The following is a 25,573-nucleotide window of genomic DNA, read 5'->3' on the forward strand; positions in this document are numbered from 1 at the left end:
GCCCCAAATCACAAGCATGCTTCGAGGAACGCCTGATCGAAGCCGAATTGCCGCGCTTTTTCCAGCGTATAGGGACGCAAGCCCATCGCGCGATATTCGCCGACGATCTTGCCGTCCGAACTCTCGTCGAGATATTCGAACTTGAACAATTCCTGCGTCACGATCACCGGCCCTTCCATGCCGATCACCTCGGTGATGTTGGTGACGCGGCGCGAGCCGTCGCGCAGGCGCTTCACCTGGACGATCAGGTCGACCGAATCGGCGATCTGGCGGCTGATCGCTTCCTTCGGCACCTTGATGTCGGACATCATCACCATGTTCTCCATACGCGCCAGGCATTCGCGCGGGGAGTTGGAGTGAAGCGTCGCCATCGAGCCGTCATGGCCGGTGTTCATTGCCGCGAGCAGGTCGAAACACTCGCTGCCACGAATTTCGCCGAGGATGATGCGATCCGGGCGCATACGCAGCGCGTTCTTGACGAGATCGCGGATGGTGATCTCGCCCTGCCCTTCCAAGTTGGCGGGGCGTGTTTCGAGCGGCAGCCAGTGCGGCTGTTGCAGCCGCAATTCGGCCGCGTCCTCGATCGTCAGCACGCGTTCGCCGGGGTCGATCATCTTCGACAACGCGTTGAGCATCGTCGTCTTGCCCGAGCCGGTGCCGCCCGAGATGACGACGTTGAACCGGCAGGCACCCGCGATCTTCAGCGCGGTCGCCATCTTCTCGGACATCGATCCGAACTTGGCCATCATGTCGAGCGTGATCGGCTTGGCCGAGAATTTACGAATCGATATCGCGGTGCCCTTGAGGCTCAACGGCGGCACGATCACGTTGACGCGGGAACCGTCCTTCAGGCGCGCGTCGGCCAGCGGCGTGGTCTGGTCGACGCGGCGGCCGACCGAATTGCAAATGCGCTGCGCGATCTGGAAGAGGTGCTCCTCGTCGCGGAACTGGATCTGCGCGAGCTGCAGTTTGCCCTTTTTTTCGATGTAGGTCTGGTCGGGGCCGTTGACCATGATGTCGCTGACGTCGGGATCGGCGATCAACTCCTCGAGCGGACCGAGGCCCAGCAGTTCGTCGACCAGCACCTTTTCGAGCGCGAACTGCTCGCGGCGGTTGAGCGTCAGTTTCAGCTCGGCGAGCACCTCGCCGATGATCGGCCGGAATTCCTCGGCCAGTTCGTCCTTGTTGAGCGTTGCAGCCGCTTCGGGATCGACGCGTTCGAGCAGCCGCGGCAGCACCTGCTCCTTGATCTTGTGGATCGAAGCCTCGAAGCCCTCGACGCGGCTCGATCCGGCATCGCCCGACGCTGCCTGCCGCTCGGCCAGCCGCGCCAGCGCGTCCATCGAGGACGCCATCGGCGCCGCGGAGGCAGGGGCCGCCGCCTCGCTCGCCGGTTCGGCTTCTGCACCCGGTAGCGGCAAATCGGTGAGCGGCGGGAACTGCTCGGCATGATCGGGCTCGTTCGCCTTGGCGAACCCACCCTGCATCGGCCGCGCCACCCCGAAAGACGGCCTGCCCCCGGTCCCCGTACCACTGCGTCGCCCGAATGCACCCATTCCAACCCTCGTTGTGCTGCCCGCGACCAGCGCCGGCTCTCCTGGAAGTCGGGTTTCGTCAATAAGTGCTAAACTTTAATAATTTCTGAGATTCGCCGGCTCTCCGGAAGGTGCGGATGGCGATGGCAGCTATTCGTTAACCTTACCTATCCTAAGCGATGTCGTGGTATTGATGCGCGCGAGAAACGGGGATCGGCAGGATGCAGGTAATCAAACGACCCTATTCGACGGTCTTGCAAGCGCTCGGCGGCGTCGGTCCGTTCAGCGGCCTGTTGCGCGACGCGCCCGCCAGGCAGCCTTATGGCTGGGCCCGCTGGGCGGCGTCGCTGTTCGCGATTCATAATCCGCAGCGGATGGTCGCGCTCGATTGTCCCTGGTGGAACGTTCGTGCGACACGCGACGTCGAGGCCTTCCTCCGCGCCCGTCCGGCGGCACGCGTCTTCGAATATGGTGCCGGCGCCAGCACGATCTGGCTCGCGCGTCGAGCCGGGACGGTCGTATCGGTCGAGCACGACGCCGATTGGTACGAGCGATGCCGCGATCTCGCCCGGCCTTGCGGGAATGCGCAGATTCTGTGGCGGGACCGATCGGCCGATCCATCCGCCTATGTCGATGCGATCGACGCGGTACCCGGCTTGTTCGATCTGATCGTGATCGACGGTCGCGATCGTGGCGTGTGCCTTGCCCAGGCGAAGCGGCGTCTGACACTCGGCGGCATCATCCTGTTCGACGATACGGGGCGAGCGCGCTATCGCGACGCGATCGCCTCCTCGGGGTTGATCGAACGTCGCTATTTCGGGCGCTCTTATTGTGTTCCCTATCCCGATCACACCAGCATTCTCTCACGCTGAGGCGCGACCCGTATCGGTGAGCAGGGGGCGCCTGCAACGCGCCGCGCGCTGGCTCGGCGCCTGCTTGTTGCTCGTCAGCCTGGTCTATCTCGGACGGCGGTTCGCGGCGCTGGATTGGCGGCAACTGGCCGGCGCCGAACGCCCGCTGACGCTGATCCTCGGTGAAGCTGTCACCCCGATCTACGCGACATTGCTTGCCGCACTGGCCTGGGGATGGTGCCGCCAGGCGGCCGACCGTCAGCCCCTGCGTCTGCGAGAGGCCATCGCCGTCTATGGCCGTGCGGTGATTGCCAAATATGTCCCGGGCTCGGTGCTGCAATATGCCTCGCGGCAATGGCTCGGCGGCAGGCTCGGCATGAGGCAGGCGGCGATGGCGCGCGCGTCGGCGACCGAAATCGCGCTGCACGTGCTGTTCTCCGGTTTCGTGGCTGCAAGCTTCATCTGGGCAGGCGGAGGGGCGGACGCCTTGGGGATCGCGGCGTGTGCGCTTGGCGCCACCCTGTCGCTGCTCGCCCTGCGCTGGCGGCAAAGCTGTGCGCCGCTGTTCGGCCAGGCGCTGTTTTTCTTGGGTTTCGCGTCGCTGGTGTTCGTCCTGGCGGTATCAGGCCATGATGCGGCCACGGCGGCACGATGGACGGGCTGGTTCTTCGCCGCGTGGCTCGCGGGTTTTCTCGTCCCACTGGCGCCGGGCGGAATCGGCGTCCGCGAGGCGATACTGGTGGCTTTGGCCGGCCCGGCGGATCGCGGCGGCGAAGTGCTCGCCTTCGCCTTGCTGCTCCGCGCTGTGACGCTGCTCGGCGATGGCGTGTTCGGCGCGGTCGCCTATCTGATCCGGATCAGAACTCGGTGAAATAGGGCTCGGTCGGTGCGGAGAGCGCCGGCATCACGATGCGCCTGCCCCAGATCAGGCGGATGGCGCCCGGATGATCGGCGATCACATGACGGCCGCGCTGCAGGGTGACGATGTCACCCGGCCGATAGCGAACGCCGTCGATCGTCGCCGCGGCGCTGCGCAGCGTATAGGGCCCAGGCACGAGAAGATCGACAGTCACCGGCTGCTGTCCGGCCGGGATGTTCTTGCCGGCAAGCCAATAGGGACCCCAGAAGTGAACGTAGCTGGCGCGCATCGCGGCCAGATCGCCGGGAAGGAATTCCGGCGCCGCCGCGTTGGTTTCCAGCGCGCGCGTGTACATCGGGTCGTCGGCGACGATCAGCGGCACCATCCGGCTTGCCAGCGTTTCGCGGACGCTGGGCGAGCCGCCCGCCTTGTAGATGCCGATCCCCCAGGGCGTCATGAAGATGTTGGCCTTGGGAAAACTCCCGAGCAGCGCGCAGAAATCAAAATAAGCGACGGGTGTCGGGAACATCGTCTCGGCGGCACGCAGCAGCGTGCGCTGCTTGTCGATCGGGCTCGGTGGTTCGCCCGCCCATATCACCAGCGCGCCAAAGGCAAGGAAAGCGGTGACTATTGTTGGGCCGAATCGCGCGGCGGTCGCGGCGATGGCGACGCTTGCCGCGACCATCACCGGCGCCAGCATGAACGCATAATAATAAGGCGCCGTGTTGTGGTAGAACAACAGGGTCGTGATCGGCAGCCAGAGCCCCGTCAGGCAGAGTTTCTCGTCGAAATGTCGATCGGACCGCCACAGGATCACCGGCGTCGCCAGCACGAGGAGCGACTGGACCGGCGAGATCAGCAACTCCTTGAGCGCGAATATCCAATAATAGAGCAGCGTGCTGAACATCACGCCGCCGGCATTGCCCAGGATGCTGCGGGCCCCGGTCTTGTCGTCCGCGACGATGCCGCGCGAATGCAGATAATAGAGCGCGGCAAAGGCGAGGATCGCGACGATGCCGGATGCGCCGATTTTCAGGAGATAGTCGCGAGATCGATCGTCGCGGCGCCAATGCAACCAGACGGCGCCGGCAAAGGCAGGCGCATAGAGCACGATTTTGATCGTGAACATCGCGGCGGTGGCAACGATCAGTCCGATCAACGCCGCTGTCGTCCATCTGGCGGGTGCCATCATAACCAGCCACAGCGCGCTCATCAGCAGCGCCGCGGTGATCGGATCAGTGCGGAACTCATAGCCGTGCTGAAAGACGAAGCCGGTCGAAACATAGCACAAGGCGCACAGCAGCCCGGCCTTGCGGTCGGTGAACCGGCCGGCGAGGAAAAAAATGATCGTGCTGGTGAGCAATTCGCAGCAGAACATGACGATCCGCGCGGCGACGATCCGATCGATGTTGGTGCCCGGCACGTCGAGAATCCACGCAAACACACGCGTGTGCAGCGTCTGCAGCGGCCAGGCCAATCTCCCGCGGGCAAGGTCTTCGACTTGGCTGTAGAACCAGAATTCGTCCCAGTTGATCGATCGATGCACGACCAGCGTGAATTGCAGCGTCAGCGCTAATGCTAGCGCACAAGCCATCCAGAAGGTGGCGTCGCGGGGTAGCGCAAGGCGCGCGCGCGGCGCCCTCTCGCTGGCGGCGTGCACTATCTTCATGCCCGTTTCGCGCGCCTCGGTTCCGCTCTTGCGGCGAGCCGATCATCCGATCGTTCGAGGCTGGCGACGCGCTCGTCGAGTTGCCGGATGTGCAGCAATGCGGCCTCAAGCAGCTTGCGGTTGGCGCCGATCAGGTCGGCGAGCATGCCCAGCAATCCGGTGATGACGCCAAGCACCAGTAAGGCACCGCCGATCACCAGCGATTGCACATGGCCGTTGCCGTTGCCATCGGCCCAGAACCACAGGAAGCGCAGGATCGGCAGCGCGCCCGCCACCGCCAGCAGCAGGCCGACGCTGATGAAGGCACGCAGTGGGTTATAGGTCGTATAGGCGCGAGTCATCGTCACCAGTTGGCGCGCGATGAACTGCGGGATCGATTTGAACAGGCGTGACGGCCGCAGCGTGGGATTGGTGCGGATCGGGACGCTGACGATCCGCAGGCGCTTGCGGCCGGCCTGGATCAGCATGTCCGTGGTGTAGCTGAACTCGGTGGTGATCGTGATCCGCTGCGCCGCATCGCGGCTGATCGCCCGGAACCCGCTGACGGCATCGCGCAGGTCGGTTCGGGACAGTCGCTGGACGATGTGGCTGCCGAGGCGCTGCAGCAGCCGCTTGACGGGATGGAAATGGGCGTTGTCGGCAACGCCGCGGTCGCCGATCGCGATATCGGCCTCCCCCGAGACGATCGGCGCGACCAGACGGGCAATGTCCTCGCCGACATATTGGCCGTCGGCATCGGTGTTGACGATGATATCGGCGCCGGCCGCGAGGGCGGCGTCGAGCCCGCTTTGGAAGGCTGCTGCAAGCCCGCGATTACGGCGATGATGGACGATGTGGTCGACCCCGAAGCGACGAGCGACGGCGGCGGTGTCGTCGCTGCTGCCGTCATCGACCACCAGTACCTCGATCGCATCGATCCCGGCAATGCGTCGAGGCAGCGCGACCAGCGTTTCGGGCAGGCTCTCCGCTTCGTTGAAACAGGGTATCTGGATGATCAGCTTAGTCACAGGCCCCCCGCTCGCGACGCCGTGGTAGCACGACGGTCGGTGTGGTTACCCGCTGTTAAGTCTAAGCCTTTAACGCCCGGTAAATCTTGGGCGCCTCCGCCTTAGCCTCCAATCCGCTCCGCCAGCACCGTCAGCCCGGTCTCGCTCACTTCGGCGAAGCCGCCTTGGATGCGGAGCATTTCCGGCGCGCCCTTTTCCTCGCGGTAGATCGCGAGTTCGGCGTCGTCGCGGATCGACGACATCAGCGGCATGTGCTGCTCGAGCACCCCGAAATCGCCCTCGGTGCCGGGGACGACGACCATGTACACGTCCTCCGAACGGACGAGCTTTTCAGGCGTGACGAGTTCGAAATGCAGCATTGTTTCTTCTTCCTAAGCCCCTCCCCTTCAGGGGAGGGGTTGGGGGTGGGGCGTGTCTCATCGAGACCATCGCCCGCGTCCCCCACCCAACCCTCCCCTGAAGGGGAGGGCTTTAGGTTGTTACGCCTCCTGCGCCATCTTCTCGGCCTTGGCGACGGCTTCGTCGATGCCGCCGACCATGTAGAAGGCCGCTTCGGGCAGGTGATCATATTCGCCGTCGACCACCGCCTTGAACGACTTGATCGTGTCCTCGATCGCGACGAACTTGCCGGGGATGCCGGTGAACACCTCGGCGACGTGGAACGGCTGGCTGAGGAAGCGCTGGATCTTGCGCGCCCGCGCCACCGTCAGCTTGTCGTCTTCCGAGAGTTCGTCCATGCCGAGAATGGCGATGATGTCCTGCAGGCTCTTGTACTTCTGCAGGATCGACTGGACGGCACGCGCCGTCTCGTAATGCTCCTGGCCAACGACGCGTGGCTCGAGCACGCGGCTGGTCGAATCGAGCGGATCGACCGCCGGGTAAATGCCGAGCTCCGAGATCGCGCGGCTCAACACCGTGGTCGCGTCCAGGTGCGCGAACGAAGTCGCCGGTGCCGGATCGGTCAAATCGTCCGCGGGGACGTAGATCGCCTGCACCGAGGTGATCGAGCCCTTGTTGGTCGAGGTGATCCGCTCCTGCAGCGCGCCCATGTCGGTCGACAGCGTCGGCTGATAGCCCACCGCCGACGGGATGCGGCCGAGCAGCGCCGACACTTCCGAGCCCGCCTGGGTGAAGCGGAAGATGTTGTCGACGAAGAACAGCACGTCCTGGCCTTCCTGGTCGCGGAAATATTCCGCGATGGTCAGGCCGGAGAGGGCGACGCGGGCACGCGCGCCCGGCGGCTCGTTCATCTGGCCGTAGACCAGCGCCACCTTCGATCCCTCCGAGGTCGCCTTGCCGTCGGCATCCTTGGCGATGACATCGGCATCGAGGAACTCGTGATAGAGGTCGTTGCCCTCACGCGTCCTCTCGCCGACGCCGGCGAACACCGAGGTGCCGCCATGGCCCTTGGCGATGTTATTGATGAGTTCCTGAATGAGCACGGTCTTGCCGACGCCGGCGCCGCCGAACAGGCCGATCTTGCCGCCCTTGGCGTAGGGCGCGAGCAGATCGATCACCTTGATGCCGGTGACCAGGATCGCGCTTTCGGTCGACTGGTCGACGAACTTCGGTGCCTCGGCGTGGATCGGCGCGGTTTCGGTCGCGCCGATCGGGCCGAGCTCGTCGATCGGCTCGCCGATCACGTTCATGATGCGGCCCAGCGTCTTGGGGCCGACCGGCACGCGGATCTGCGAGCCGGTGTCGGTTACGGTCTGGCCGCGGGTCAGGCCGTCGGTGCCGTCCATCGCGATCGTGCGAACCGTGTTCTCGCCGAGATGCTGCGCGACCTCGAGGACGAGGCGGTTGCCGTTGTTGTCGGTCTCGAGCGCCGACAGGATCGCAGGCAGGCGGTCCTCGAAAGTGACGTCGACGACGGCGCCGATCACCTGGGTGACGCGGCCGACATTGTTGGTGGTCGCCTTTGGCGTCGCGGTGTCGCCGCCGGCAGGCGCGGCCTTCTTGGCGCGCGGCTTGCGCGCGGGCTTTTCGGTGGTGGGGGCTGCGGTTGCCATGATCGTTTCCTTACGCCTTCAATCTCAATTGCCCGAGCCGGCGTCGCCGGTCCGGCTGATGGTCACGACGATATGCTGGTCGGCGAAGCGGCCGGCGGATGCGCCCGGCTTGCTGTCGACGGTGATGGTGCTGCCGTAGCGGCTGATTGTCCCGCCGCTGAACTGCTGGAGCGCGGCAACGATCGGATCGCCGGCATTGACCTCGAAGCGCTGCAGCACGCCGTTGATGATCTGGCGCGGCATGCCCAGGATGTCGCGCACTTTATCCGAATCGGGCGAGCCCGACACATGCGTGTCGAACGTGAAGATAATCGACTTCACAGCATTAGGGGCGTCGCCGGCGACGATGGCGTTGGTTTTCACCGTCGCTGGCGGATTGGGATCGTCGTCGGGCAGCGTTTGCTTCTGGCCGATTGCCGCATAGCTCGATCCGCTGGCGGTATAGCCACCGACCTTGTAGCCCATGTCGTTGAGCGCGGCGATCAGCCTGTCAGGATTGCCGAAGAGTGCCTGCCAGCGTTCCCGCAGCACGGTGTCGGGGTCGGGCGCGCGATGCTCGGCTTGCGCCCGCTGCTGCTCGTTCATCCCTGCGGGCGCCGCGGCGGCGCCGTTGTCGGCGGCCTGCGGCTTGCTGCTGCACGCGGCCAGCGCGGCGATCGCGATCAGGGGAAGGACGGAACGAAGCTGCATTACAGGGCCTCCGCACCAGAGATGATTTCGACGAGTTCGGTGGTAATCGCGGCCTGACGGGTCCGGTTGTATTCGATCGTCAGGCGATTGATCATGTCGCCGGCATTGCGCGTCGCATTGTCCATCGCGGTCATGCGGCTGCCCTGTTCGGATGCGGCGTTCTCCAGCAGCGCGCGATAGATCTGCACTGCCAGGTTGCGCGGCAGCAGATCGGCGAGGATCGTTTCCTCGTCGGGCTCGTATTCGACCGCGCCGGCGGTCTTGGCAGCGTCGGGATCGACCGGCACCGGGATGACCTGCTGGCCGACCGGTTCCTGCACCAGTGCCGACTGGAACTTGGCATAGAACAGGTGCGCAACGTCGAATTCGCCATTGTCGAAGCGCTGGATCACTTCGTCGGCGACCTTCTGCGCATCGGAGAACGCGACGTTCTTGATCGCGCTCATGTCGATGTCGCCGGCAATGTGCTTTGGATAGAAGCGCTTGAGCACGCGGCCCTTCTTGCCGACGGTCAGGATTTTCACCGTCTTGCCGGCGGCGATCAGCTCGTCGGCCTTGCGACGTGCGGCACGGATGATGTTCGAATTGAACGCACCGGCGAGCCCGCGCTCCGACGTGGTAACGATCAGCAGGTGCACCGAATCGTGCCCGTTGCCAGCGAGCAGCTTGGGCGTCTGGTCACTGATCGTCACCCGCGCGGCGAGGCTGGCGACGACCTGTTCGATCCGCTCGGCGTACGGGCGGCCGGCTTCGGCCGCCATCTGCGCACGGCGCAGCTTGGCGGCGGCGACCATCTGCATCGCCTTGGTGATCTTCTGCGTCGACTTCACCGAGCCGATGCGGATTTTCAGGGCCTTGAGGCTCGCCATGTCTTTCCCATCAACGTCATGCCAGCGATGGCTGGCATCTCTTGCAGGTGGAGACCCCGGCTTGCACCGGGGTGACGGTTACTACTTACGCAAACGACTTCGCGAACGCGTCGAGCGCGGTCTTGAGTTTGCCCTTGGTCTCGTCGGACAGGTCGCGCTTGTCGCGAATGTCCTTCAGGATATCGGCGTGGTTGGCGCGCATGTCCTGCAGCATCGCGGCCTCGAAGCCGGTGACGCGCTCGACCGGGATCGCATCGAGATAACCATTGGTGCCGGCGAAGATCGACACCGTCTGTTCCTCGAAGGGCATCGGGTTGAACTGCGGCTGCTTCAAGAGCTCGGTCAGGCGCGCACCGCGGTTGAGCAGCTTCTGCGTCGCCGCGTCGAGGTCCGAGCCGAACTGCGCGAACGCGGCCATTTCGCGATACTGGGCGAGCTCGAGCTTGATCGAGCCCGACACCTTTTTCATCGCCTTGGTCTGCGCGGCCGAGCCGACGCGGCTGACCGACAGGCCGACGTTGATCGCGGGGCGGATACCCGCGAAGAACAGGTCGGTTTCGAGGAAGATCTGCCCGTCGGTGATCGAGATCACGTTGGTCGGAATATAGGCCGACACGTCGCCCGCCTGCGTCTCGATGATCGGCAGCGCGGTCAGCGAGCCGGCGCCGAGATCGTCGTTCATCTTCGCCGCGCGCTCCAGCAAGCGCGAGTGGAGGTAGAACACGTCGCCCGGATAGGCTTCGCGGCCCGGCGGGCGGCGCAGCAGCAGCGACATCTGACGATAGGCAACGGCCTGCTTGGAAAGGTCGTCATAGACGATCACGGCGTGCATGCCATTGTCGCGGAAATATTCGCCCATCGTGCAGCCAGTGTACGGCGCGAGGAACTGCAGCGGCGCGGGCTCCGACGCGGTCGCGGCGACCACGATCGAATATTCCATCGCGCCATTCTCTTCGAGCTGGCGGACGATCTGCGCGACGGTCGAGCGCTTCTGGCCGACCGCGACATAGATGCAATAGAGCTTCTTCGATTCGTCGTTGCCCTTGTTGACGTCCTTCTGGTTGATGAAGGCGTCGATCGCGACGGCGGTCTTGCCGGTCTGGCGGTCGCCGATGATCAGCTCGCGCTGGCCGCGGCCGACGGGAACGAGCGCGTCGATCGCCTTGAGGCCGGTCTGCACCGGCTCATGGACCGACTTCCTCGGGATGATACCCGGCGCCTTCACTTCGACGCGGCGACGCTCGGCAGCGTCGATCGGGCCCTTGCCGTCGATCGGGTTGCCGAGTCCGTCGACCACGCGGCCGAGCAGGCCCTTGCCGACTGGCACGTCGACGATCGTGCCGGTGCGCTTGACGGTGTCGCCTTCCTTGATCTCGGCGTCGGTGCCGAAGATCACGACGCCGACGTTATCGGCTTCAAGGTTGAGCGCCATGCCCTGGATGCCGTTGGCGAATTCGACCATCTCGCCGGCCTGGACGTTGTCGAGGCCGTAGATGCGCGCGATGCCGTCACCCACGCTCAGCACGGTGCCGGTCTCGGAGACCTGGGCCTCGGTGCCGAAATTGGCGATCTGGTCCTTGATGACCTTGGAGATTTCTGCGGCGCGGATATCCATTGCGTTAGCCTTTTAGCCTTTCATCGCATGCGCGAGGGAGTCCAAACGTGTCTTGATCGAGCTGTCGATCATCTGGGAACCGATACGGACGACCAGCCCGCCGAGCAGCGACGGATCGACCGAACAGTCGACCGCGACGTCACGCCCGATGCGCTGGCGGAGCTGCTGCTTCAACGCAGCGACCTGATCGTCGGAGAGCGGATAGGCCGAGATGATTTCGGCATTGGTCTCGCCGCGATGCGCCGCCGAAAGCTGGCGGAACGCGCGGATCACCGGCGCAAGCTGGTTGAGCCGGCGATTCTCGGCCAACACGCCGAGGAACTTGGCCGTGGTCGCATCGAGCTTGAGCGATTTGGCGGTCGCCTCGACTGCCTTGGTGGCGTCGCCGCGCGAAACCAAGGGGCTGGTGGTCAGCCGCTTGAAGTCGTCCGAATCATCGAGCGCCTGGCGCAGCGTCGCAAGGCTCGCCTCGACCGTGTCGATCGCCTTCGCATCGCGCGCGAGCTCGAACAGAGCGGTCGCGTAACGACCCGCTAAACTCGCCTGAATCCCGCTGGAAACCTCCACGCGATCGTCTTCCCCGTTATCGCTTCGAAACATATGGCCCATACGAAAAGAGGGCCGTTCCCGGCCCCCGATGGGTTGTGCGCGCTGCTAGCATCGGTGTCAGTTGGATGCAAGCGCGCGGACATCAGCCCGAAGTGGCAACGCCCGAGGGCGTGAAGTCGATGCGAATCCGCACCCATGACCCGATCAGCGACTTGCCGCCCTGGCGCGGGGGGCGGACGAGGAATTGCCACGCCGCGCGCCGCATCGCCCGGCCGAAGCCCGATCCCGGCGTCTCGCCGAGCACGCGGCAATTATCGACATGATAGGCGGCCACCGTCTTGCACGCGATCAGCGCATAGCCGGTCGGTGGGCCATTGGCGGGCATGTAGGTCGAAAGCTCGGCATGCGTCGGCTCGCGATACCATTCGGCATAATAAAGCGGCGCGCCGCCCGGGCCTTCGCCGGGGCCGTAAGCGGCGACGCTGTCCTTGCCGCTGCCCGCGCCATCGGCATCGGCGCTCGGCGCCGGGGCCATCTTGCCGATGTCGGTCGCGGCGAACGAGGTCGAATCCATCTGGATGAAGGTCGGCGGCGTCGGGACCGGCGCGGCGGCGGGGGTCGGTTGCGGCTTGGGCTTCGCCTTGGGCGGCGCCGATCCAGCCGGCTTGACGGTGCGTGACACGGTGCGGACCGGCGTCGGCACCATCGGCGTGACATCGAAGATGTGCAGCGGGTTTACGTCGCGCGGCGTCGGCGGCGGCAAGATGCCGAGCTCGATCAGCAGCAGGATGACGATCACCGTCGCGACGATCGCCAGCGCCAGCGCCGATAGCCGGCTCCTCAGCGAAGCACGCTGGCGATAGGATGAACGCTGGAGGATGGCGGACGACACGGCGGCCAGCCGTATAGAGGCGGCGCACGCGAGACGCCATTGCTTTGAACGCAACGCGCGGGATGTGGCCGCGCGGCGCACGATCTATATCGTTGTTATGACCAATCCAGCCACCATCGATGCCGATAGCGCCTGGGCCGCCTTCGCCGCGCGGGACCGGGCCTATGACGGCCGCTTCGTCGTCGCCGTGCGGACCACCGGCATCTATTGCAAGCCAAGCTGCCCGGCGCGGCATCCCCGGCGCGAAAACGTGCTTTTCTATGCCGATGGCGCCGTCGCGCGTGCCGCGGGCTATCGCGCCTGCCTGCGCTGCAAGCCCGACGAGATCGGCCGCGATCGCATCGCCGTGGCGCGCGCGGTGGCGCTGATCGAGGCGGCCGAAGAGGCGATGTCGCTCGACGCGCTTGCCGCCGCGGTCGGTTACGCGCCGCATCATTTCCATCGCCTGTTCAAGCGCGCGACCGGGGTGACGCCGGCGGCTTATGCCCGCGGGCTCAAGGCGCGCGCGGTCGCCGAAGCGCTGAAGCAGGAGGCGAATGTTACAGATGCGATCTACGAGGCTGGCTATTCGGCGCCGAGCCGCTTTTACGAAGGCGGCGCGCGCCGCCTCGGCATGAGCCCCAGCGTGTGGGCGCGGGGCGGGGCAGGGGTGACGATCCGCTGGGCGGTCGCCGACACTAGTCTCGGCCCGCTGTTGGTCGCCGCGACCGACAAGGGCCTGTGCCGCGTGTCGTTCGACGAGGACGAGGCGGCCTTGCGCGCGCGCTTTCCCAAGGCGGAGATCGTACCCGGCGGGTCAGCGCTCACCGAACTGGCGGCGCGCGTCGTGGCGCAGGTCGAATCGCCAGAGCGCGATCAGAACCTGCCGCTCGATGTCCGCGGCACAGCGTTCCAGGAGGCGGTGTGGCAGGCGCTTCGTCAGACCCCACCGGGCGAGACGCGCACTTATGCCGATCTTGCCGCCGCCGCCGGCAATCCCAGGGCCGTGCGCGCCGCGGGCACCGCATGCGGCGCCAATCCGGTCGCCGTGATCGTGCCCTGCCACCGCGCCCAGCGCAGCGACGGCGGCATCGGCGGCTATGCCTATGGCCTCGATCGCAAGCGCGTGCTGCGCCATCGTGAAGGAGTGGATGAATGAGCTTCGTCATCACCGGGCTCGATCCGGCGCCGTTCGAGCATCTCTATGGCCTGTCCGACGAGGCGCTGGCGCGCGTGGGCGCGCTCCGCATGCGCGCCGACGCCAGGCCCGGCTTCCCCTGCCGCGTGACGCTGGAGGATGTCGAGCCGGGCGCCGACGTGCTGCTGGTCAATTACGAGCATCTGCCGGTCGCGACGCCGTATCGCTCGCGCCACGCGATCTTCGTTCACGACGGCGCCGATCGCGCGGCGCGCTACGTCGATCGGGTGCCCGAGCAGCTCCGCGTCCGCCTGCTCTCGGTCCGCGCGTTCGACGATGCGGGAATGATGACCGACGCCGACGTGTTCGACGGCGGCGATCTGGCGACGCGAATCGACGGGTTCTTCGCCGATCCGTTGGTTGCCTATCTCCACGTCCACAACGCGAAGCGCGGCTGCTTCGCTGCCCGCGTCGATCGCGGCTGATTACCGCCCCAGCGTCATCCCACCCGGTTCGCCACCAGATCGTCGACCACCGCCGGATCGGCCAGCGTCGAGGTGTCGCCAAGGCTGGACGTGTCGCCCTCCGCGATCTTGCGCAGGATGCGGCGCATGATCTTGCCACTCCGCGTCTTGGGCAGCCCGGGCGCGAACTGGATCGCGTCGGGCGTCGCGATCGGCCCGATCTCGGTGCGCACCCATTGCACCAGCGTCTTGCGCAGCTCGTCGTCGGCGGCGACGCCACTGTTCAGCGTCACATAGGCATAGATGCCTTGCCCCTTGATATCGTGCGGCATGCCGACCACCGCGGCTTCGGCGACGTGCGGGTGGAGCACCAGCGCGCTCTCCACCTCGGCGGTGCCCATGCGATGGCCCGAGACGTTGATCACGTCGTCAACGCGGCCGGTGATCCAGTAATAGCCGTCCTCGTCCCGCCGGCAGCCGTCGCCGGTGAAATACTTGCCGGGATAGGTCGAGAAATAGGTCTGGAAGAAGCGGTCGTGATCGCCCCATACGGTGCGCATCTGGCCCGGCCAGCTCTTGGCGATGCACAGATTGCCTTCCACCGGATTGCCGGTCAGCACCGTTCCCTCGGCGTCGACGATCTGCGGATCGATCCCGAAGAACGGCTTGGTTGCCGATCCGGGCTTGAGCGCATGCGCGCCGGGCAGCGGCGTGATCATGTGCCCGCCGGTCTCGGTCTGCCACCAGGTATCGACGATCGGGCAGCGCCCCTCGCCGACAACCTCATGATACCAGCGCCAGGCCTCGGGGTTGATCGGCTCACCGACCGTGCCGAGCAGCCGCAGCGATTTTCGCGACGTCTTTGCCACGTAATCGTCGCCCTCGCGCATCAGCGCGCGCAGCGCGGTGGGGGCGGTGTACAGGATCGACACGTCATGCTTGTCGCAGATCTGCCAGATGCGGCTGGCGTCGGGCCAGTTGGGCAGGCCTTCGTACATCACCGTCGTCGCGCCGTTGGCGAGCGGTCCGTAGACGATGTAGCTGTGCCCCGTTACCCAGCCGATATCGGCGGCGCACCAATAGGTCTCGCCTGTGCGGTAATCGAACGTCACCTCGTGCGTGAGGCTGACCCACAGCAGATAGCCTGCGGTGGTGTGCAGCACGCCCTTGGGCTTGCCGGTCGAACCCGAGGTGTAGAGGATGAACAGCGGATCTTCCGCCTTCATCGGCTCGGGCGGACATTCGAACGGAACCGCCGCGGCGGCCTCGTGGTACCAGATATCGCGACCCGCGGTCATCGCCACCTCGCCGCCGGTCGCCTTGACGACGATCATCTTTTCGAGCGCCGGCGCATGGCCCGCCGCGGCGTCGGCATTGGCCTTGAGCGGGATCGCCTTGCCGCCGCGCAGGCCCTCGTCGGCGGTGATCAGGACGCTCGAATCGCAATCGGTGATCCGCCCGGCCAGCGCCTCGGGCGAGAAGCCGCCGAACACCACCGAATGGATCGCCCCGATCCGCGCGCAGGCGAGCAGCGCGAACGCCGCCTCCGGGATCATCGGCATGTAGATGGTGACGCGATCGCCCTTGCTCACGCCCTCGGCCTTGAGCACGTTGGCGAAGCGGCACACTTCGGCATGAAGCTCGCGATAGGTGAAGCGCCGCACGTCGGCATCGGGGCTGTCAGGCTCCCAGATCAGCGCAATCGTATCGCCGTTCTTCTCGAGATGGCGATCGAGGCAGTTTTCCGAGACGTTGAGCACGCCGTCGGTGAACCAGCCGATGTGAAAGTCCTCTTCGTCGAACGACCAGTCGCCGGCGATCTCCGGCCGCTTGATCCAGTCGAGCCGCCGTGCCTGTTCGAGCCAGAAATCGCCCGGATCGGAAACCGAGCGGCCGTACATCTGCTCATAGGTGTCGGCATCAACGCGTGCGGTGCGTGCCCATTGTTCTGGCACCGGATAGACACTGGTGTCGCTCATCGACCTCTCCTCGGCTTGTTGCCCTGAATGACGCGGCGATAGCCGATTCGGCAAGGCGGTACGGTTGCAATAACTGCAACCGGGAATGCAGACGGGGGTGGTGTGCGGGCGTTTGACTCGAATCGGGCATTACCCGATGGAAGGACGGTCTGGTCCGGGAAGAGGCAAACGATGGATACCGTCAACCTGTCCGAAGCCGAATGGCGCAAGAAGCTCAGCCCGGCGCAATATCACGTGCTGCGCGAAGCGGGCACCGAACCCGCTTTCTCGGGCCGCTACAACGACAACAAGGCGGATGGCATCTATCGCTGCGCGGCCTGCGGTAACGAGCTGTTCGACAGCGCCGACAAATATGATTCGGGCTCGGGCTGGCCGAGCTTCACTCAGCCGATCGCGCCCGATCGCGTGACCGAGCATGGCGACACCAGCCACGGCATGGTGCGGACCGAGGCGCGGTGCGCGCGGTGCGACGGCCACCTCGGCCACGTCTTTCCCGATGGCCCGCCGCCCACCGGCCTGCGCTATTGCATGAATTCGCTGAGCCTCGATTTCCGTCCGCGGGCATCCGACATGGCGAACGGTTAACCCGTTCGGCGCGTCTGCACGGCGATTCCATCGCACGATCGCTTGTGAGCCGCATCGTTAGCGGCTAATCCGTCGACAGTTCATGGCCCGCGCGTCCTCTTCCCGAAAGAAACGTCCCTCCCAGCCGCGATGGCGGCTGTGGATGAAACGTGCGCTCATCGCGTGCGGCGGCCTGGCGCTGGTCGGGCTGATCGCGCTGACGGTGGCGGTGTTTGCGACGGCGCAGCAACTCCCGAGCTTCGAGGAGCTCAAATCGTCGCCCAACGGGCAGATGATCCGCGTTCACGCCGCCGACGGCACCGTCATCATGACGCTCGGCCCGAGTTACGGCGAATGGCTGAGTTACGATCAGATTCCCAAGGTGATGCGCGACGCTACCATCTCCACGGAGGATCGCCGCTTCCGGGATCACATCGGCATCGATCCGATCGGCGTGCTGCGCGCGCTCAAGTTCGCGTTCGTCAACCGCAACACCGATCGCCGCTTCCAGGGTGCCTCGACGATCACCCAGCAGGTCGCGCGGACGATTTTCCTGTCGAACCGCTACGACATCCGCCGCAAGTTCAAGGAAGCGATCATCGCGCTCGCGCTCGAGCGCAAGTTCTCGAAGGACCAGATCCTCGAGCTCTATATGAACAAGGTCTACTATGGCGGCGGCGCCTATGGCGTCGATGCGGCGTCGCGCAAGTTTTTCGGCCATTCGGCGACGCACCTGACGCTCGGCGAGGCCGCGGTGATCGCCGGCCTGGTCAAGGCGCCGTCGCATTATTCGCCGACCGCCGATGCCGATGCGGCGATCGGGCGTGCCGGGGTGGTGCTGCAATTGATGCAGGAAACCGGCGCGATCACGTCCGACCAGGCGGCCCAGGCCGATGTCGCCGCGATCAAGCTGGCCCCGGAGCCGAAGCAGAACAGCGTGCGCTATTTCACCGATTGGGCGCTGCCGCAGCTCGATACCCTGATCGACGAGAAGACGCGCCCGCTAGAGGTCTACACGACGCTCGATCTCAACATGCAGCGCGATGCCACCCGCGCGGTCAATCAGAACGTGCCGAAGGGCGCGCAGGGCGCATTGGTCGCGCTCGATAACGATGGCTCGGTGCGGGCGATGGTCGGCGGCAAGGATTATGTCGCCTCGATCTACAATCGCGCCACCCAGGCCGAACGCCAGCCGGGCTCGGCCTTCAAGCTGTTCGTCTATCTCGCCGCGTTCGAATCCGGCCTGAAACCCGACGACACGATCGTTGACGAGCCGGTGACGATCAAGGGCTGGAGCCCGCGCAATGACGATCGCGTGTTCCGCGGCACGGTCACGCTGCGCCAGGCCTTCGCTTATTCGATCAACACCGTGGCGGCGAAGCTCGGCCTTCAGGTCGGTTTCGATACGGTTGCGGACATGGCGCGGCGGATGGGGCTGACGACGCAGATCTCCGCCTATCCCTCGATGGTGCTCGGCACCAATGAGGTGCGTCTGATCGACATGACGCGCGCTTATGCTTCTGTCGCCAACGAAGGCGTTGCGGTGTCGCCCTATGGCATCACCAAGGTGACGGCGGACGGCGTCACGATCTACGAACATCAGGTCGATCGCAGCCATGTGCTGATCGCACCCTATGTCGCAGACGAGATGATCGATGTGATGGCCAGCACCGTCAACGTCGGCACTGGTCGCGCGGCAGACATCGGCCGGCCAGTCGCGGGCAAGACCGGCACCACGCAATCGAACAAGGACGGCTGGTTCATCGGCACGTCGAGCGGGCTGACCACCGGCGTGTGGATGGGGCGCGACGACGACAAACCGATCCCCGGCCTGTTCGGCGGCACCGGCCCGGCGCGTGCCTTCGCCGCGTTCATGAAGCCCGCCGTCGCCGATCGCCCGGTCGAGCAGTTCAAATCGGCGGCGCCGCTGCCCGATTGGGACATGGAAAATGCCGAAAACGCCTATTTCGGCGAGCCCGACAACGGCCTGTTCGTTGACGAGAACGGCAATCCGATCGGCCCCGATACCGGCTATCCCGGCGATCAGCCCGACATGATCCCGCCCGATACGCAGGGCTATCCGCCCGGCGCGGTGCAGCAGCCGCAATATCAACAGCCGCAATATCAGGCCCCGCAATATCCCGCCGGCAGCTATCCACCGCCGCAGGTGCATCGCGGAACCACCCCTGGTGGCGCCCCCGCGCCCGGCGGTTCGGTGCCGCCGGCGTCCGACGATGCGCCGCCGCGGCAGCACCAGCGGCTCGATCAGGACTGGATGAACCGGGTGCTCGGCCGCACGCCCTCCGGCCGCCGCCCCGCCAACGATGACCAGCCGCCGCCCGCCGCCGCCGGACAGGGCCATTAGTCGAATCTGACCCGTTTGCCCCGAGCCTGTCGCAGGTTGGTGGGTGAAAACCTGCCTTGTCAGGCGATCGCGGCGCGCAATATCGCCCGCACGCCGCGATGGGCGGGATCGTATTCCACCGCGCTTTGCAGGCTTTGCGCCATCGCGCGGATCACGCGCGTGCCCAGGCCGGTGCCGCGGGGCCCGGCATTCTCGGTCATCCCGCAGCCATCGTCCTCGACCGCGAGGACGAAGAAATTGTCGCCGTCACGCGTCAGCTCGATGCGGATTTCGCCCGCCACATTGGGCGCATAAGCGTATTTGCAGGCATTCGACACCAGTTCGTTGACGATCACGCCCAGCGAGACGGCACGGTCGGTCGGCAGCAGCACCGGATCGGCGGCGAGCTTGAGCGCGCGCGGCGACTCCTGGCTCGACCAGGTTTGGGCGAGCTCGTCGACCAGCGCGGCGAGATACTCCTGCATGTCGACCGATTCGACATTGTCCGCCGTATAGAGCCGGCGATGGACCTGGCCGATCGCGGCGATGCGGCGCTGGGTATCCTGCAGTGCGAGCTTGGCGCCTTCGTCGGTCAGGTTGGCCGATTGCATCTGCACCAGCGCGGAGACGAGCTGAAGGCTGTTGGCGACGCGATGGTTGACCTCGCGCAGCAGCGCCTCGAGCCGGGCGTTGCTCCCCCGCAGCTTCTCCTCGGCCTCGCGCGCGGCGGCCTCCAGCGAGGTGCGCGCGAGCACCTGATCGAACGCATTGGCCAGCAGGTCGAAAAAGTCCTTGCCGACCGACTTGACGACGTAATCCGCCGCCCCCGCCTTCAACGCCGAAACCGCGACGCTGCCTTCTTCGGAGCCGGTCACATAGACTACCGGCGGCGGATGGGGCAGGGCGCGGAGCTGCTCGAGCGTCTCGAGCCCGTCCATGCCGGGCATATAATGATCCACCGCGACGAGATCGAAGCGCTCGGCAGCGGCGAGCGCCACGCCGTCGGCGCCGCGCTCGGCGAGCGTCACGTCATAGCCGCGGCGCTTGAGCGAGCGTTCCGCCAGTCGCCGCAAACCGGCGTCGTCGTCGATGTACAATACGCGTGACAAACGGGGGGGGTACTTTCAGGCTTCGATTTCGGGGACCTGGATCACCGAAAGGAACAGGCCCAGCTGGCGGATCGCCTGGGCGAAATTCTCGTAGTTCACCGGCTTGGTGATGTAGACGTTGCAGCCGAGATCATAACAACGCTGGATCTCGACCTTGTCGTCGGTGGTAGTCAGCACGACGACAGGCGTCCGCTTCAGCGATCCTTCGCCCTTGATCCTGGCCAGGATGTCGGTGCCGCTCATGTCGGGCAGGTTGAGGTCCAGCAGCACCAGCGCGGGACCATTGAGTGCCGGGCCGTGTGGTGAGTTATAGAGATAGTCGAGCGCCGAATGTCCATCGGTGAAATGCTGGATATCGTTCAGGATGCCCGCGCGGCGGATATTCTTCTCGATCAGGCGGGCGTGGCCCTCGTCATCTTCGATCATCACGATCGATACGGAGCGATGGTCGTTCATTTCTGCGCATCCTGCGGCTGGATGAAGGTTTCGGGTAGCGATAATCGGAATGTGGCGCCTTTGCCAAGTTCCGACGAAACGGTGATGAATCCGCCGAGCCGCTGAACCAGCGCGCGGACATGGGCGAGGCCGATGCCGTCGCCGGGCTGATCCTGCGGGCCCGAACGACGGAACAGGTCGAACACGCGCGCGTGATCGCGGGTGTCGATACCGCGGCCATTGTCGGCGACCTCGAAGATCGCGCGTTTGTTTTCGATATGGCCGCGTACCTCGATACGTCCCGGCTCCCCGGGTTTGAGATACTTCACCGCGTTGTCGATAAGGTTCGAAAAGACCTGATCGATCGCCAGCCGGTCGCTGACGATCGCGGGCAGCGGACTGTCGATCACCATCGCCGCGTCACGATCGTCAAGGCGATGCTGGATCGTATCGCGGATGTTGCCGACCAGCGCGTCCATCTCGATCCGTTCGGGCGCGAGCACGCGACGACCCTCGCGGGACAGTTTGAGGATCGCGTTGATCAGCGCATCCATTTTCTGCGTCGAACTGCGGATGAAGCCGATCGCCTCGGGCAGATCCTCGGTGGCGGCGAGGCGCGCGTCCTCGGTGACGATATCGGGGGCGGCCCGATCGGCGCGCTCGATCAGCTCGCGAACGGTGTGCGTCGCGGCGTCCAGCTCGGCTGTGAAGCCCATCACGTTGACCAGCGGCGATCGCAGATCGTGGCTGACGATATAGGCAAAGCGCTGGATTTCCTCATTGGCGCGCACCAGGTCGGCGGTGCGTTCTTCAACCGCGTCCTCGAGCGATTCGTTGAGTGTGCGCAATTCCTCGGATGCGGCGGTCAGGTCGCGCGTGTAGCGCAGCACGGTGAGCACCGAGATCAGCGCCAGCAGGACGAGCAGGGCGCCGGCGGCGCTGAGCACGATATAGAAGGTCCGAACGCTCGATCGCTGATGCGCGTCGCGTATCGTTAGAAGCTGGTGCTCGTTATCCGACATCGCCGTGGTGAGCGCGCGAATCCGCTGCAATGTCTCGACGCTGTCATCATCGTGAAAGATCCGCGCGGCGGTGCCGAGCTGACGGCTGGCGACGAGCGCGTTGGAGTGGCTGCTGAGCTCCTCGACATGGTTGATGAGGCCGCGCAATGCGGCGATCCTACGCGTCTGCGCCGGATTGTCGGCGGTCAGCCGTTCGATCTCGTCGAGCTGCGGGCGGATCTGCGAGGACACCGCGCTGTAGGTCGCCGAAAAGCGCGGCGTGGAATCGACGATATACCCTCGCCGCGCGGTTTCGGCCCGCTCCACGGTCAGGCGCAGTTGCGCGATATGTTGCTCTACCTGATAGGTGTGGGTGATCGCGGCGATGTGCTGCTGGTTGACCGACATCACCCAAGCCACGGCGATCCCGGCCGCGATCAGGGCGAGAAACCCGACCACCATCGCCCCGAAAAGCAGACGGCGGACCGGTGCGCCCGATGCGATTTTTCGATCCAATCCAGGCGCGACCATTTGCCTGCGCCTAAGTCATTTCACGTCCGTTGCAAAGCTCAATGGGGTTGAGCCAAGTTAAGTTTGGCGCAGTTAGAGCAACGCTCCCTGCAGCGTCTGCCGGCCAACTTGGCCGCCGCCGTGGCGGCGCGCCATTTCCTGCTCCGCCGAGTAACGGACGTCGGGATCGCGATCGTGAACGAAATCGACCAGCGTTTCCTCATCGAGCTCGCGCCAGTCGCGGCCGCGGTGCGGCCCGGATCGAACGCGGGGCAGCAACCCCGGCAGCGTCGACCATTCGATGAGTTGCGCGACGCTCGCCTCGTTGAGCATGTCGCGCAAGTGAAACGCCGTCACATAGGCATCGGGAAAGGCGCGGTGCGCCGGCAGCCCCCGTTCATGCTCGAGGCCCGCGGGCTTGCGCCAATAGCGCAGCACCTGGTTCGAAAAGCTCGGCGAGTCGGGCCACAGCCGCAGCGCGCATTTCCATGTGCAGATCCAGTCGGCGCCGTGGGTGAGCGGCGGTGTGCAGAATTTCTGCTCGAAATCGGCATGATGCGCGGCGAGTGCGAGCCGGCGCGGCCACGGATCGAGTACCTGGCGCGCGACGTCGTGCCACCACGGCGCGTCGGCCAGCTGCTCCTCCAGAATATGGTGGATGGCTTGGGTGATCGGCGGCAGCGGGCGGCCGGGATTGACGAGGATCGATCCGCCGTCGCCCTTCAGATCCCAGCGTCCGTCCTCGCCCAGCGCGACATCCTGCCAGCCGACTTCGCACACGCCATGGGCCGGTGGCGCCGATCCGGTGGTTTCCAGATCGACGACACGAATAATCTGCTCAGAGGACATGACAGCCAAAGTGGGCGCTTCGGCGCGAGAATGCCACCCCCCGAATCGGCCAATTCACAAAGCTGCGAGATTGCGCCCTGCCGTCATGCTGGCGCAGGTTCGCCGATAGGGGTTCAATGCCCCGCTTGCGGCCCGCGCTCGACGCCCGACTCGGCGAGTTGGTCGTCGATCTGCGCGACAAGACGGTCGAGCCCGGCCTTGCTCGACGATTCGGCACGCGCGACGAGCACGTCCTGCGTGTTCGAGGCACGCAGCAGCCACCAGCCGTCCTCCGTGTTCACGCGCGCGCCGTCAGTGCGATTGACCTCGGCGCCGTCGGCTTCGAGACGATCGAGCACCTCGTCGACGATCGCGAACTTGCGGCTTTCATCGACCTGGAAGCGCATCTCGGGCGTGTTGATCAGTTCGGGCATGCTACCGCGAATCTCGGTCATCGACTTGCCGATCATGTGTACCGCGCGGATCAGCCGCACGGCGGCATAAAGCGCGTCGTCGAACCCGTAATAATCGTGTGCGAAGAAGATGTGGCCACTCATCTCGCCGGCCAGCGGTGCGTGGGTTTCCTTCATCTTGGTCTTGATCAGCGAGTGGCCGGTCTTCCACATCACCGGTTCGCCGCCCAGTTCGGCAATGCGGTCGTAGAGCATCTGGCTCGCCTTCACGTCGGCGATGATCGTCGCACCGGGCTCTTCGCGCAGCACAGGTTCCGCCAGAATGGAGAGAAGCTGGTCGCCCCAGATCACGCGGCCTTCACCGTCAATCGCGCCGATCCGGTCGCCGTCACCGTCGAACGCCAGTCCGAAATCGAGCCTCTTCTCCGCGACCAGCGCCTTCAGATCGGCGAGATTCTTCTCCTCGGTAGGATCGGGGTGATGGTTCGGAAAATCGCCGTCCACATCGGTGAACAGCGTGAAATGCTCACCCGGCAAGAGCTTGACGAGCTTCTCGACGATCGGGCCGGCGGCGCCGTTGCCCGCATCCCAGCCGATCCGGTAGGCGCCGCCGGCATAGCCGACCATCAGCCGATCGACATAGGTATCGACGATGTCGTACTCGGCGACGCTGCCCGATCCTTCGTCCCAGTCGCCGTCCGCCGCCATGCGCCCCAGCTTCTGGATGTCCTCGCCGAAAAAGGGCCGGTGCTGAAGGACCATCTTGAAGCCGTTATACTCGGCGGGATTGTGGCTGCCGGTTATCTGTATGCCGCCGTCCACCTCTAGGGTCGCCTCGGCATAATAGAGCATCGGCGTCGGCCCCATGCCGATCCGCACGACATCGACGCCCGATGCGGTCAGCCCGGCGATCAGCGCCTTTTCCAGCTGAGGCGACGACGAGCGGCCGTCATAACCGACCGCGACGCGCGTGCCGCCGGCACGCCGCACGCAGGTTGCGAAACCGCGACCGATCGCCTCGGCATCGGCGGGACCGAGCGTTTTGCCGACAATGCCGCGGATATCGTATTCGCGGAGGGACGTGGGGTCGAAGCGATGGGTCATCTATGGCTCCTGAAGGGGATCGACTTGGCCAACTTGTTGCTACCCCGAAAGTTCAATCGCGTCGCGCAAGCAAGGTGTCGCGCGCCAGGTTGATGCGCCGGGCGAGTTCGGCCGAGCCGCCACGATCGGGATGCACCGCGGTGATGAGTCTGCGATGCGCGGCACGGACGGCCTCGTCGTCGTCGCTCGCCGATACGCCCAGGATCGCCCGCGCCTCGGTTTCGTCGAGGCGGGGCACGGGGCGGGGTTTGCGCCTCGGCTTGAGCCAATACCAGGCGGCGACGGCGACCACCGCGAGGAAGACGAACTTTTCCATCAGGCGGCGAACAGCGGCATGGCGGTGCGTTCGGGCAGAGCCAGGCCGTTCATCATCTCGCGCAGTTCCTGCCGTGCCGCGACGTGGGAGAGGCCCATCTCGCCGAAATCCTTCGAATCGATCATCGTCAGGCCCTTGGGAAACAGCTCGCGATAGATCACGCGCTCGCCCAGCCCCGGGATGATGCGGAAGCCGACGCGCTTGGCAAGTTGATCGAGCGCGGAGGATACGCGGCGCATGTTGCGCGCCTCGATATGCTGCAGGCGATTGCGCAGCACTACCCAGTCGATCGTCGAGCCGTCGGCCTTGGCGCGGGCCTTGCGGGCGTCCCAGATCAGCTCTGAATAGAAGCTCGGCCGCGTCACCTTGAAACTGTCGGGATCGACCTGCCCGATCAGGTCGAAATCGACGAAGCTGTCGTTCATCGGGGTGACGAGCGTATCGGCGCGAGTCGCGGCGGCGCGCGCGAAGGCATCGTCGCGGCCGGGCGTGTCGATCACCAGGAAATCGGCGCCTTCGGACAAGGTGAGGTAGAGTTCCTCGAAGCGCGCATCGGTTTCGCCGTCATGCGTGGCGTGGCGCGGCATCGGCAGCGCGTGGCCGGTGCGCTTGATCGTCGCTTCGCGATTATCGAGATAACGCCCCAGCGTGCGTTGCCGGTGATCGAGATCGAGCGCCGCGACTCGCGCGCCCTTCGCAGCCAGCGCGATCGCGACATGCACCGCGGTGGTCGATTTCCCCGTCCCGCCCTTTTCGTTGGCGAACACGATGACGTGCGTTGTTGCCTGCCCCTGCGACAAGTCGTCTCATCCCTGTTGATCGCTTCACCCGCCCCCCATAG

Annotated in this window: 24 protein-coding genes; 6 read left to right on the plus strand and 18 right to left on the minus strand. The window is 65.4% G+C overall.

Annotation, left to right across the window (positions count from 1 at the left end; translation table 11 throughout):
- Window positions 1-8: 8 nt before the first annotated feature.
- On the minus strand, window positions 9-1,556 hold the full coding sequence (locus tag K7G81_RS11400; RefSeq protein ID WP_223030917.1) for a TadA family conjugal transfer-associated ATPase: 1,548 nt from the start codon (window positions 1,554-1,556) through the stop codon (window positions 9-11).
- 200 nt (window positions 1,557-1,756) lie between these two features.
- On the opposite strand from K7G81_RS11400, the gene K7G81_RS11405 reads away from it, so the two are divergent.
- Complete coding sequence (locus tag K7G81_RS11405; RefSeq protein WP_223030918.1) at window positions 1,757-2,407, plus strand: O-methyltransferase; 651 nt, start codon at window positions 1,757-1,759, stop codon at window positions 2,405-2,407.
- 16 nt (window positions 2,408-2,423) lie between these two features.
- Window positions 2,424-3,257 carry a hypothetical protein gene (locus K7G81_RS11410; protein WP_223030919.1) on the plus strand — a complete coding sequence of 278 codons (834 nt, stop codon included), beginning with the start codon at window positions 2,424-2,426 and terminating at the stop codon, window positions 3,255-3,257.
- On the opposite strand, the gene K7G81_RS11415 is transcribed toward K7G81_RS11410, so the two are convergent.
- The 9 genes from K7G81_RS11415 to K7G81_RS11455 all read right to left on the minus strand — a co-directional run bounded on the left by K7G81_RS11415 (window position 3,244) and on the right by K7G81_RS11455 (window position 12,548).
- A complete protein-coding gene (locus K7G81_RS11415) occupies window positions 3,244-4,914 on the minus strand; it encodes an ArnT family glycosyltransferase (RefSeq protein WP_223030920.1) in 1,671 nt (556 codons plus the stop codon). The genes K7G81_RS11410 and K7G81_RS11415 overlap by 14 nt on opposite strands.
- Window positions 4,911-5,921 (minus strand): glycosyltransferase family 2 protein, encoded by a 1,011-nt coding sequence (locus K7G81_RS11420; RefSeq protein WP_223030921.1) that lies wholly within the window; start codon window positions 5,919-5,921, stop codon window positions 4,911-4,913. Before K7G81_RS11420 ends, K7G81_RS11415 begins: the two co-directional genes overlap by 4 nt.
- 101 nt (window positions 5,922-6,022) lie before the next feature.
- Window positions 6,023-6,280 (minus strand): ATP synthase F1 subunit epsilon, encoded by a 258-nt coding sequence (locus tag K7G81_RS11425; protein WP_223030922.1) that lies wholly within the window; start codon window positions 6,278-6,280, stop codon window positions 6,023-6,025.
- 120 nt (window positions 6,281-6,400) lie between these two features.
- A complete protein-coding gene (gene atpD, locus K7G81_RS11430) occupies window positions 6,401-7,933 on the minus strand; it encodes a F0F1 ATP synthase subunit beta (protein WP_223030923.1) in 1,533 nt (510 codons plus the stop codon).
- A gap of 24 nt (window positions 7,934-7,957) precedes the next feature.
- On the minus strand, window positions 7,958-8,623 hold the full coding sequence (locus K7G81_RS11435; RefSeq protein ID WP_223030924.1) for a hypothetical protein: 666 nt from the start codon (window positions 8,621-8,623) through the stop codon (window positions 7,958-7,960).
- Window positions 8,623-9,492: a F0F1 ATP synthase subunit gamma gene (locus K7G81_RS11440; protein ID WP_223030925.1), complete on the minus strand. Its 870-nt coding sequence runs from the start codon at window positions 9,490-9,492 to the stop codon at window positions 8,623-8,625. The genes K7G81_RS11435 and K7G81_RS11440 overlap by 1 nt, the downstream gene beginning before the upstream one ends.
- An 85-nt stretch (window positions 9,493-9,577) precedes the next feature.
- Complete coding sequence (gene atpA / locus K7G81_RS11445) at window positions 9,578-11,107, minus strand: F0F1 ATP synthase subunit alpha (RefSeq protein WP_223030926.1); 1,530 nt, start codon at window positions 11,105-11,107, stop codon at window positions 9,578-9,580.
- 12 nt (window positions 11,108-11,119) lie between these two features.
- Window positions 11,120-11,674, minus strand: a complete 555-nt coding sequence (locus K7G81_RS11450) for a F0F1 ATP synthase subunit delta (protein ID WP_223030927.1) — start codon at window positions 11,672-11,674, stop codon at window positions 11,120-11,122.
- Between the two features lie 124 nt (window positions 11,675-11,798).
- A complete protein-coding gene (locus K7G81_RS11455; protein WP_369412093.1) occupies window positions 11,799-12,548 on the minus strand; it encodes an energy transducer TonB in 750 nt (249 codons plus the stop codon).
- 97 nt (window positions 12,549-12,645) lie between these two features.
- On the opposite strand from K7G81_RS11455, the gene ada reads away from it, so the two are divergent.
- On the plus strand, window positions 12,646-13,686 hold the full coding sequence (gene ada / locus K7G81_RS11460; RefSeq protein WP_223030928.1) for a bifunctional DNA-binding transcriptional regulator/O6-methylguanine-DNA methyltransferase Ada: 1,041 nt from the start codon (window positions 12,646-12,648) through the stop codon (window positions 13,684-13,686).
- Entirely contained in the window at window positions 13,683-14,150 is a 468-nt protein-coding gene (locus K7G81_RS11465) for a DUF1203 domain-containing protein (protein ID WP_223030929.1), read from the plus strand. Before ada ends, K7G81_RS11465 begins: the two co-directional genes overlap by 4 nt.
- A 14-nt stretch (window positions 14,151-14,164) precedes the next feature.
- On the opposite strand, the gene acs is transcribed toward K7G81_RS11465, so the two are convergent.
- Window positions 14,165-16,108, minus strand: a complete 1,944-nt coding sequence (gene acs / locus K7G81_RS11470) for an acetate--CoA ligase (RefSeq protein WP_223030930.1) — start codon at window positions 16,106-16,108, stop codon at window positions 14,165-14,167.
- Window positions 16,109-16,279: 171 nt separating this feature from the next.
- Between acs and msrB the strand changes: the two genes are divergently transcribed.
- On the plus strand, window positions 16,280-16,693 hold the full coding sequence (msrB, locus tag K7G81_RS11475; RefSeq protein WP_223030931.1) for a peptide-methionine (R)-S-oxide reductase MsrB: 414 nt from the start codon (window positions 16,280-16,282) through the stop codon (window positions 16,691-16,693).
- 82 nt (window positions 16,694-16,775) lie between these two features.
- Window positions 16,776-19,037, plus strand: a complete 2,262-nt coding sequence (locus tag K7G81_RS11480) for a transglycosylase domain-containing protein (RefSeq protein ID WP_223030932.1) — start codon at window positions 16,776-16,778, stop codon at window positions 19,035-19,037.
- Between the two features lie 59 nt (window positions 19,038-19,096).
- Here K7G81_RS11480 and K7G81_RS11485 read toward each other — a convergent pair whose 3' ends face one another.
- The 7 genes from K7G81_RS11485 to K7G81_RS11515 all read right to left on the minus strand — a co-directional run bounded on the left by K7G81_RS11485 (window position 19,097) and on the right by K7G81_RS11515 (window position 25,532).
- Window positions 19,097-20,125 (minus strand): sensor histidine kinase, encoded by a 1,029-nt coding sequence (locus K7G81_RS11485; protein WP_223030933.1) that lies wholly within the window; start codon window positions 20,123-20,125, stop codon window positions 19,097-19,099.
- 15 nt (window positions 20,126-20,140) lie between these two features.
- A complete protein-coding gene (locus K7G81_RS11490; RefSeq protein ID WP_223030934.1) occupies window positions 20,141-20,581 on the minus strand; it encodes a response regulator in 441 nt (146 codons plus the stop codon).
- The gene (locus tag K7G81_RS11495) at window positions 20,578-22,077 is read right to left on the minus strand and encodes a sensor histidine kinase (RefSeq protein ID WP_255586935.1); all 1,500 of its coding nucleotides are present in this window, start codon (window positions 22,075-22,077) and stop codon (window positions 20,578-20,580) included. Before K7G81_RS11495 ends, K7G81_RS11490 begins: the two co-directional genes overlap by 4 nt.
- Before the next feature lie 87 nt (window positions 22,078-22,164).
- Window positions 22,165-22,920 carry an exonuclease domain-containing protein gene (locus tag K7G81_RS11500; protein WP_223030936.1) on the minus strand — a complete coding sequence of 252 codons (756 nt, stop codon included), beginning with the start codon at window positions 22,918-22,920 and terminating at the stop codon, window positions 22,165-22,167.
- Window positions 22,921-23,033: 113 nt separating this feature from the next.
- Window positions 23,034-24,416: a phosphoglucomutase/phosphomannomutase PgmG gene (gene pgmG / locus K7G81_RS11505; RefSeq protein ID WP_223030937.1), complete on the minus strand. Its 1,383-nt coding sequence runs from the start codon at window positions 24,414-24,416 to the stop codon at window positions 23,034-23,036.
- A gap of 52 nt (window positions 24,417-24,468) precedes the next feature.
- Window positions 24,469-24,732 (minus strand): J domain-containing protein, encoded by a 264-nt coding sequence (locus K7G81_RS11510; RefSeq protein WP_223030938.1) that lies wholly within the window; start codon window positions 24,730-24,732, stop codon window positions 24,469-24,471.
- On the minus strand, window positions 24,732-25,532 hold the full coding sequence (locus K7G81_RS11515; protein WP_223030939.1) for a division plane positioning ATPase MipZ: 801 nt from the start codon (window positions 25,530-25,532) through the stop codon (window positions 24,732-24,734). The genes K7G81_RS11510 and K7G81_RS11515 overlap by 1 nt, the downstream gene beginning before the upstream one ends.
- Between the last annotated feature and the right edge of the window lie 41 nt (window positions 25,533-25,573).

It is taken from the genome of Hephaestia mangrovi, from assembly GCF_019880555.1.
In the GTDB taxonomy this organism is placed as follows: domain Bacteria; phylum Pseudomonadota; class Alphaproteobacteria; order Sphingomonadales; family Sphingomonadaceae; genus Sphingomonas; species Sphingomonas mangrovi.

What these genes read in the sequence shown, in the direction of transcription:
- K7G81_RS11490 (WP_223030934.1), bottom strand. Translation starts at nt 20,581, where the DNA reads ATGAACGACCATCGCTCCGTATCGATCGTGATGATCGAAGATGACGAG.
- K7G81_RS11435 (WP_223030924.1), bottom strand. Translation starts at nt 8,623, where the DNA reads ATGCAGCTTCGTTCCGTCCTTCCCCTGATCGCGATCGCCGCGCTGGCC.
- K7G81_RS11510 (WP_223030938.1), bottom strand. Translation starts at nt 24,732, where the DNA reads ATGGAAAAGTTCGTCTTCCTCGCGGTGGTCGCCGTCGCCGCCTGGTAT.
- K7G81_RS11405 (WP_223030918.1), top strand. Translation starts at nt 1,757, where the DNA reads ATGCAGGTAATCAAACGACCCTATTCGACGGTCTTGCAAGCGCTCGGC.
- K7G81_RS11500 (WP_223030936.1), bottom strand. Translation starts at nt 22,920, where the DNA reads ATGTCCTCTGAGCAGATTATTCGTGTCGTCGATCTGGAAACCACCGGA.
- K7G81_RS11415 (WP_223030920.1), bottom strand. Translation starts at nt 4,914, where the DNA reads ATGAAGATAGTGCACGCCGCCAGCGAGAGGGCGCCGCGCGCGCGCCTT.
- ada (WP_223030928.1), top strand. Translation starts at nt 12,646, where the DNA reads ATGACCAATCCAGCCACCATCGATGCCGATAGCGCCTGGGCCGCCTTC.
- pgmG (WP_223030937.1), bottom strand. Translation starts at nt 24,416, where the DNA reads ATGACCCATCGCTTCGACCCCACGTCCCTCCGCGAATACGATATCCGC.
- K7G81_RS11480 (WP_223030932.1), top strand. Translation starts at nt 16,776, where the DNA reads ATGGCCCGCGCGTCCTCTTCCCGAAAGAAACGTCCCTCCCAGCCGCGA.
- K7G81_RS11400 (WP_223030917.1), bottom strand. Translation starts at nt 1,556, where the DNA reads ATGGGTGCATTCGGGCGACGCAGTGGTACGGGGACCGGGGGCAGGCCG.
- atpD (WP_223030923.1), bottom strand. Translation starts at nt 7,933, where the DNA reads ATGGCAACCGCAGCCCCCACCACCGAAAAGCCCGCGCGCAAGCCGCGC.
- atpA (WP_223030926.1), bottom strand. Translation starts at nt 11,107, where the DNA reads ATGGATATCCGCGCCGCAGAAATCTCCAAGGTCATCAAGGACCAGATC.
- msrB (WP_223030931.1), top strand. Translation starts at nt 16,280, where the DNA reads ATGGATACCGTCAACCTGTCCGAAGCCGAATGGCGCAAGAAGCTCAGC.
- K7G81_RS11465 (WP_223030929.1), top strand. Translation starts at nt 13,683, where the DNA reads ATGAGCTTCGTCATCACCGGGCTCGATCCGGCGCCGTTCGAGCATCTC.
- K7G81_RS11425 (WP_223030922.1), bottom strand. Translation starts at nt 6,280, where the DNA reads ATGCTGCATTTCGAACTCGTCACGCCTGAAAAGCTCGTCCGTTCGGAG.
- K7G81_RS11440 (WP_223030925.1), bottom strand. Translation starts at nt 9,492, where the DNA reads ATGGCGAGCCTCAAGGCCCTGAAAATCCGCATCGGCTCGGTGAAGTCG.
- acs (WP_223030930.1), bottom strand. Translation starts at nt 16,108, where the DNA reads ATGAGCGACACCAGTGTCTATCCGGTGCCAGAACAATGGGCACGCACC.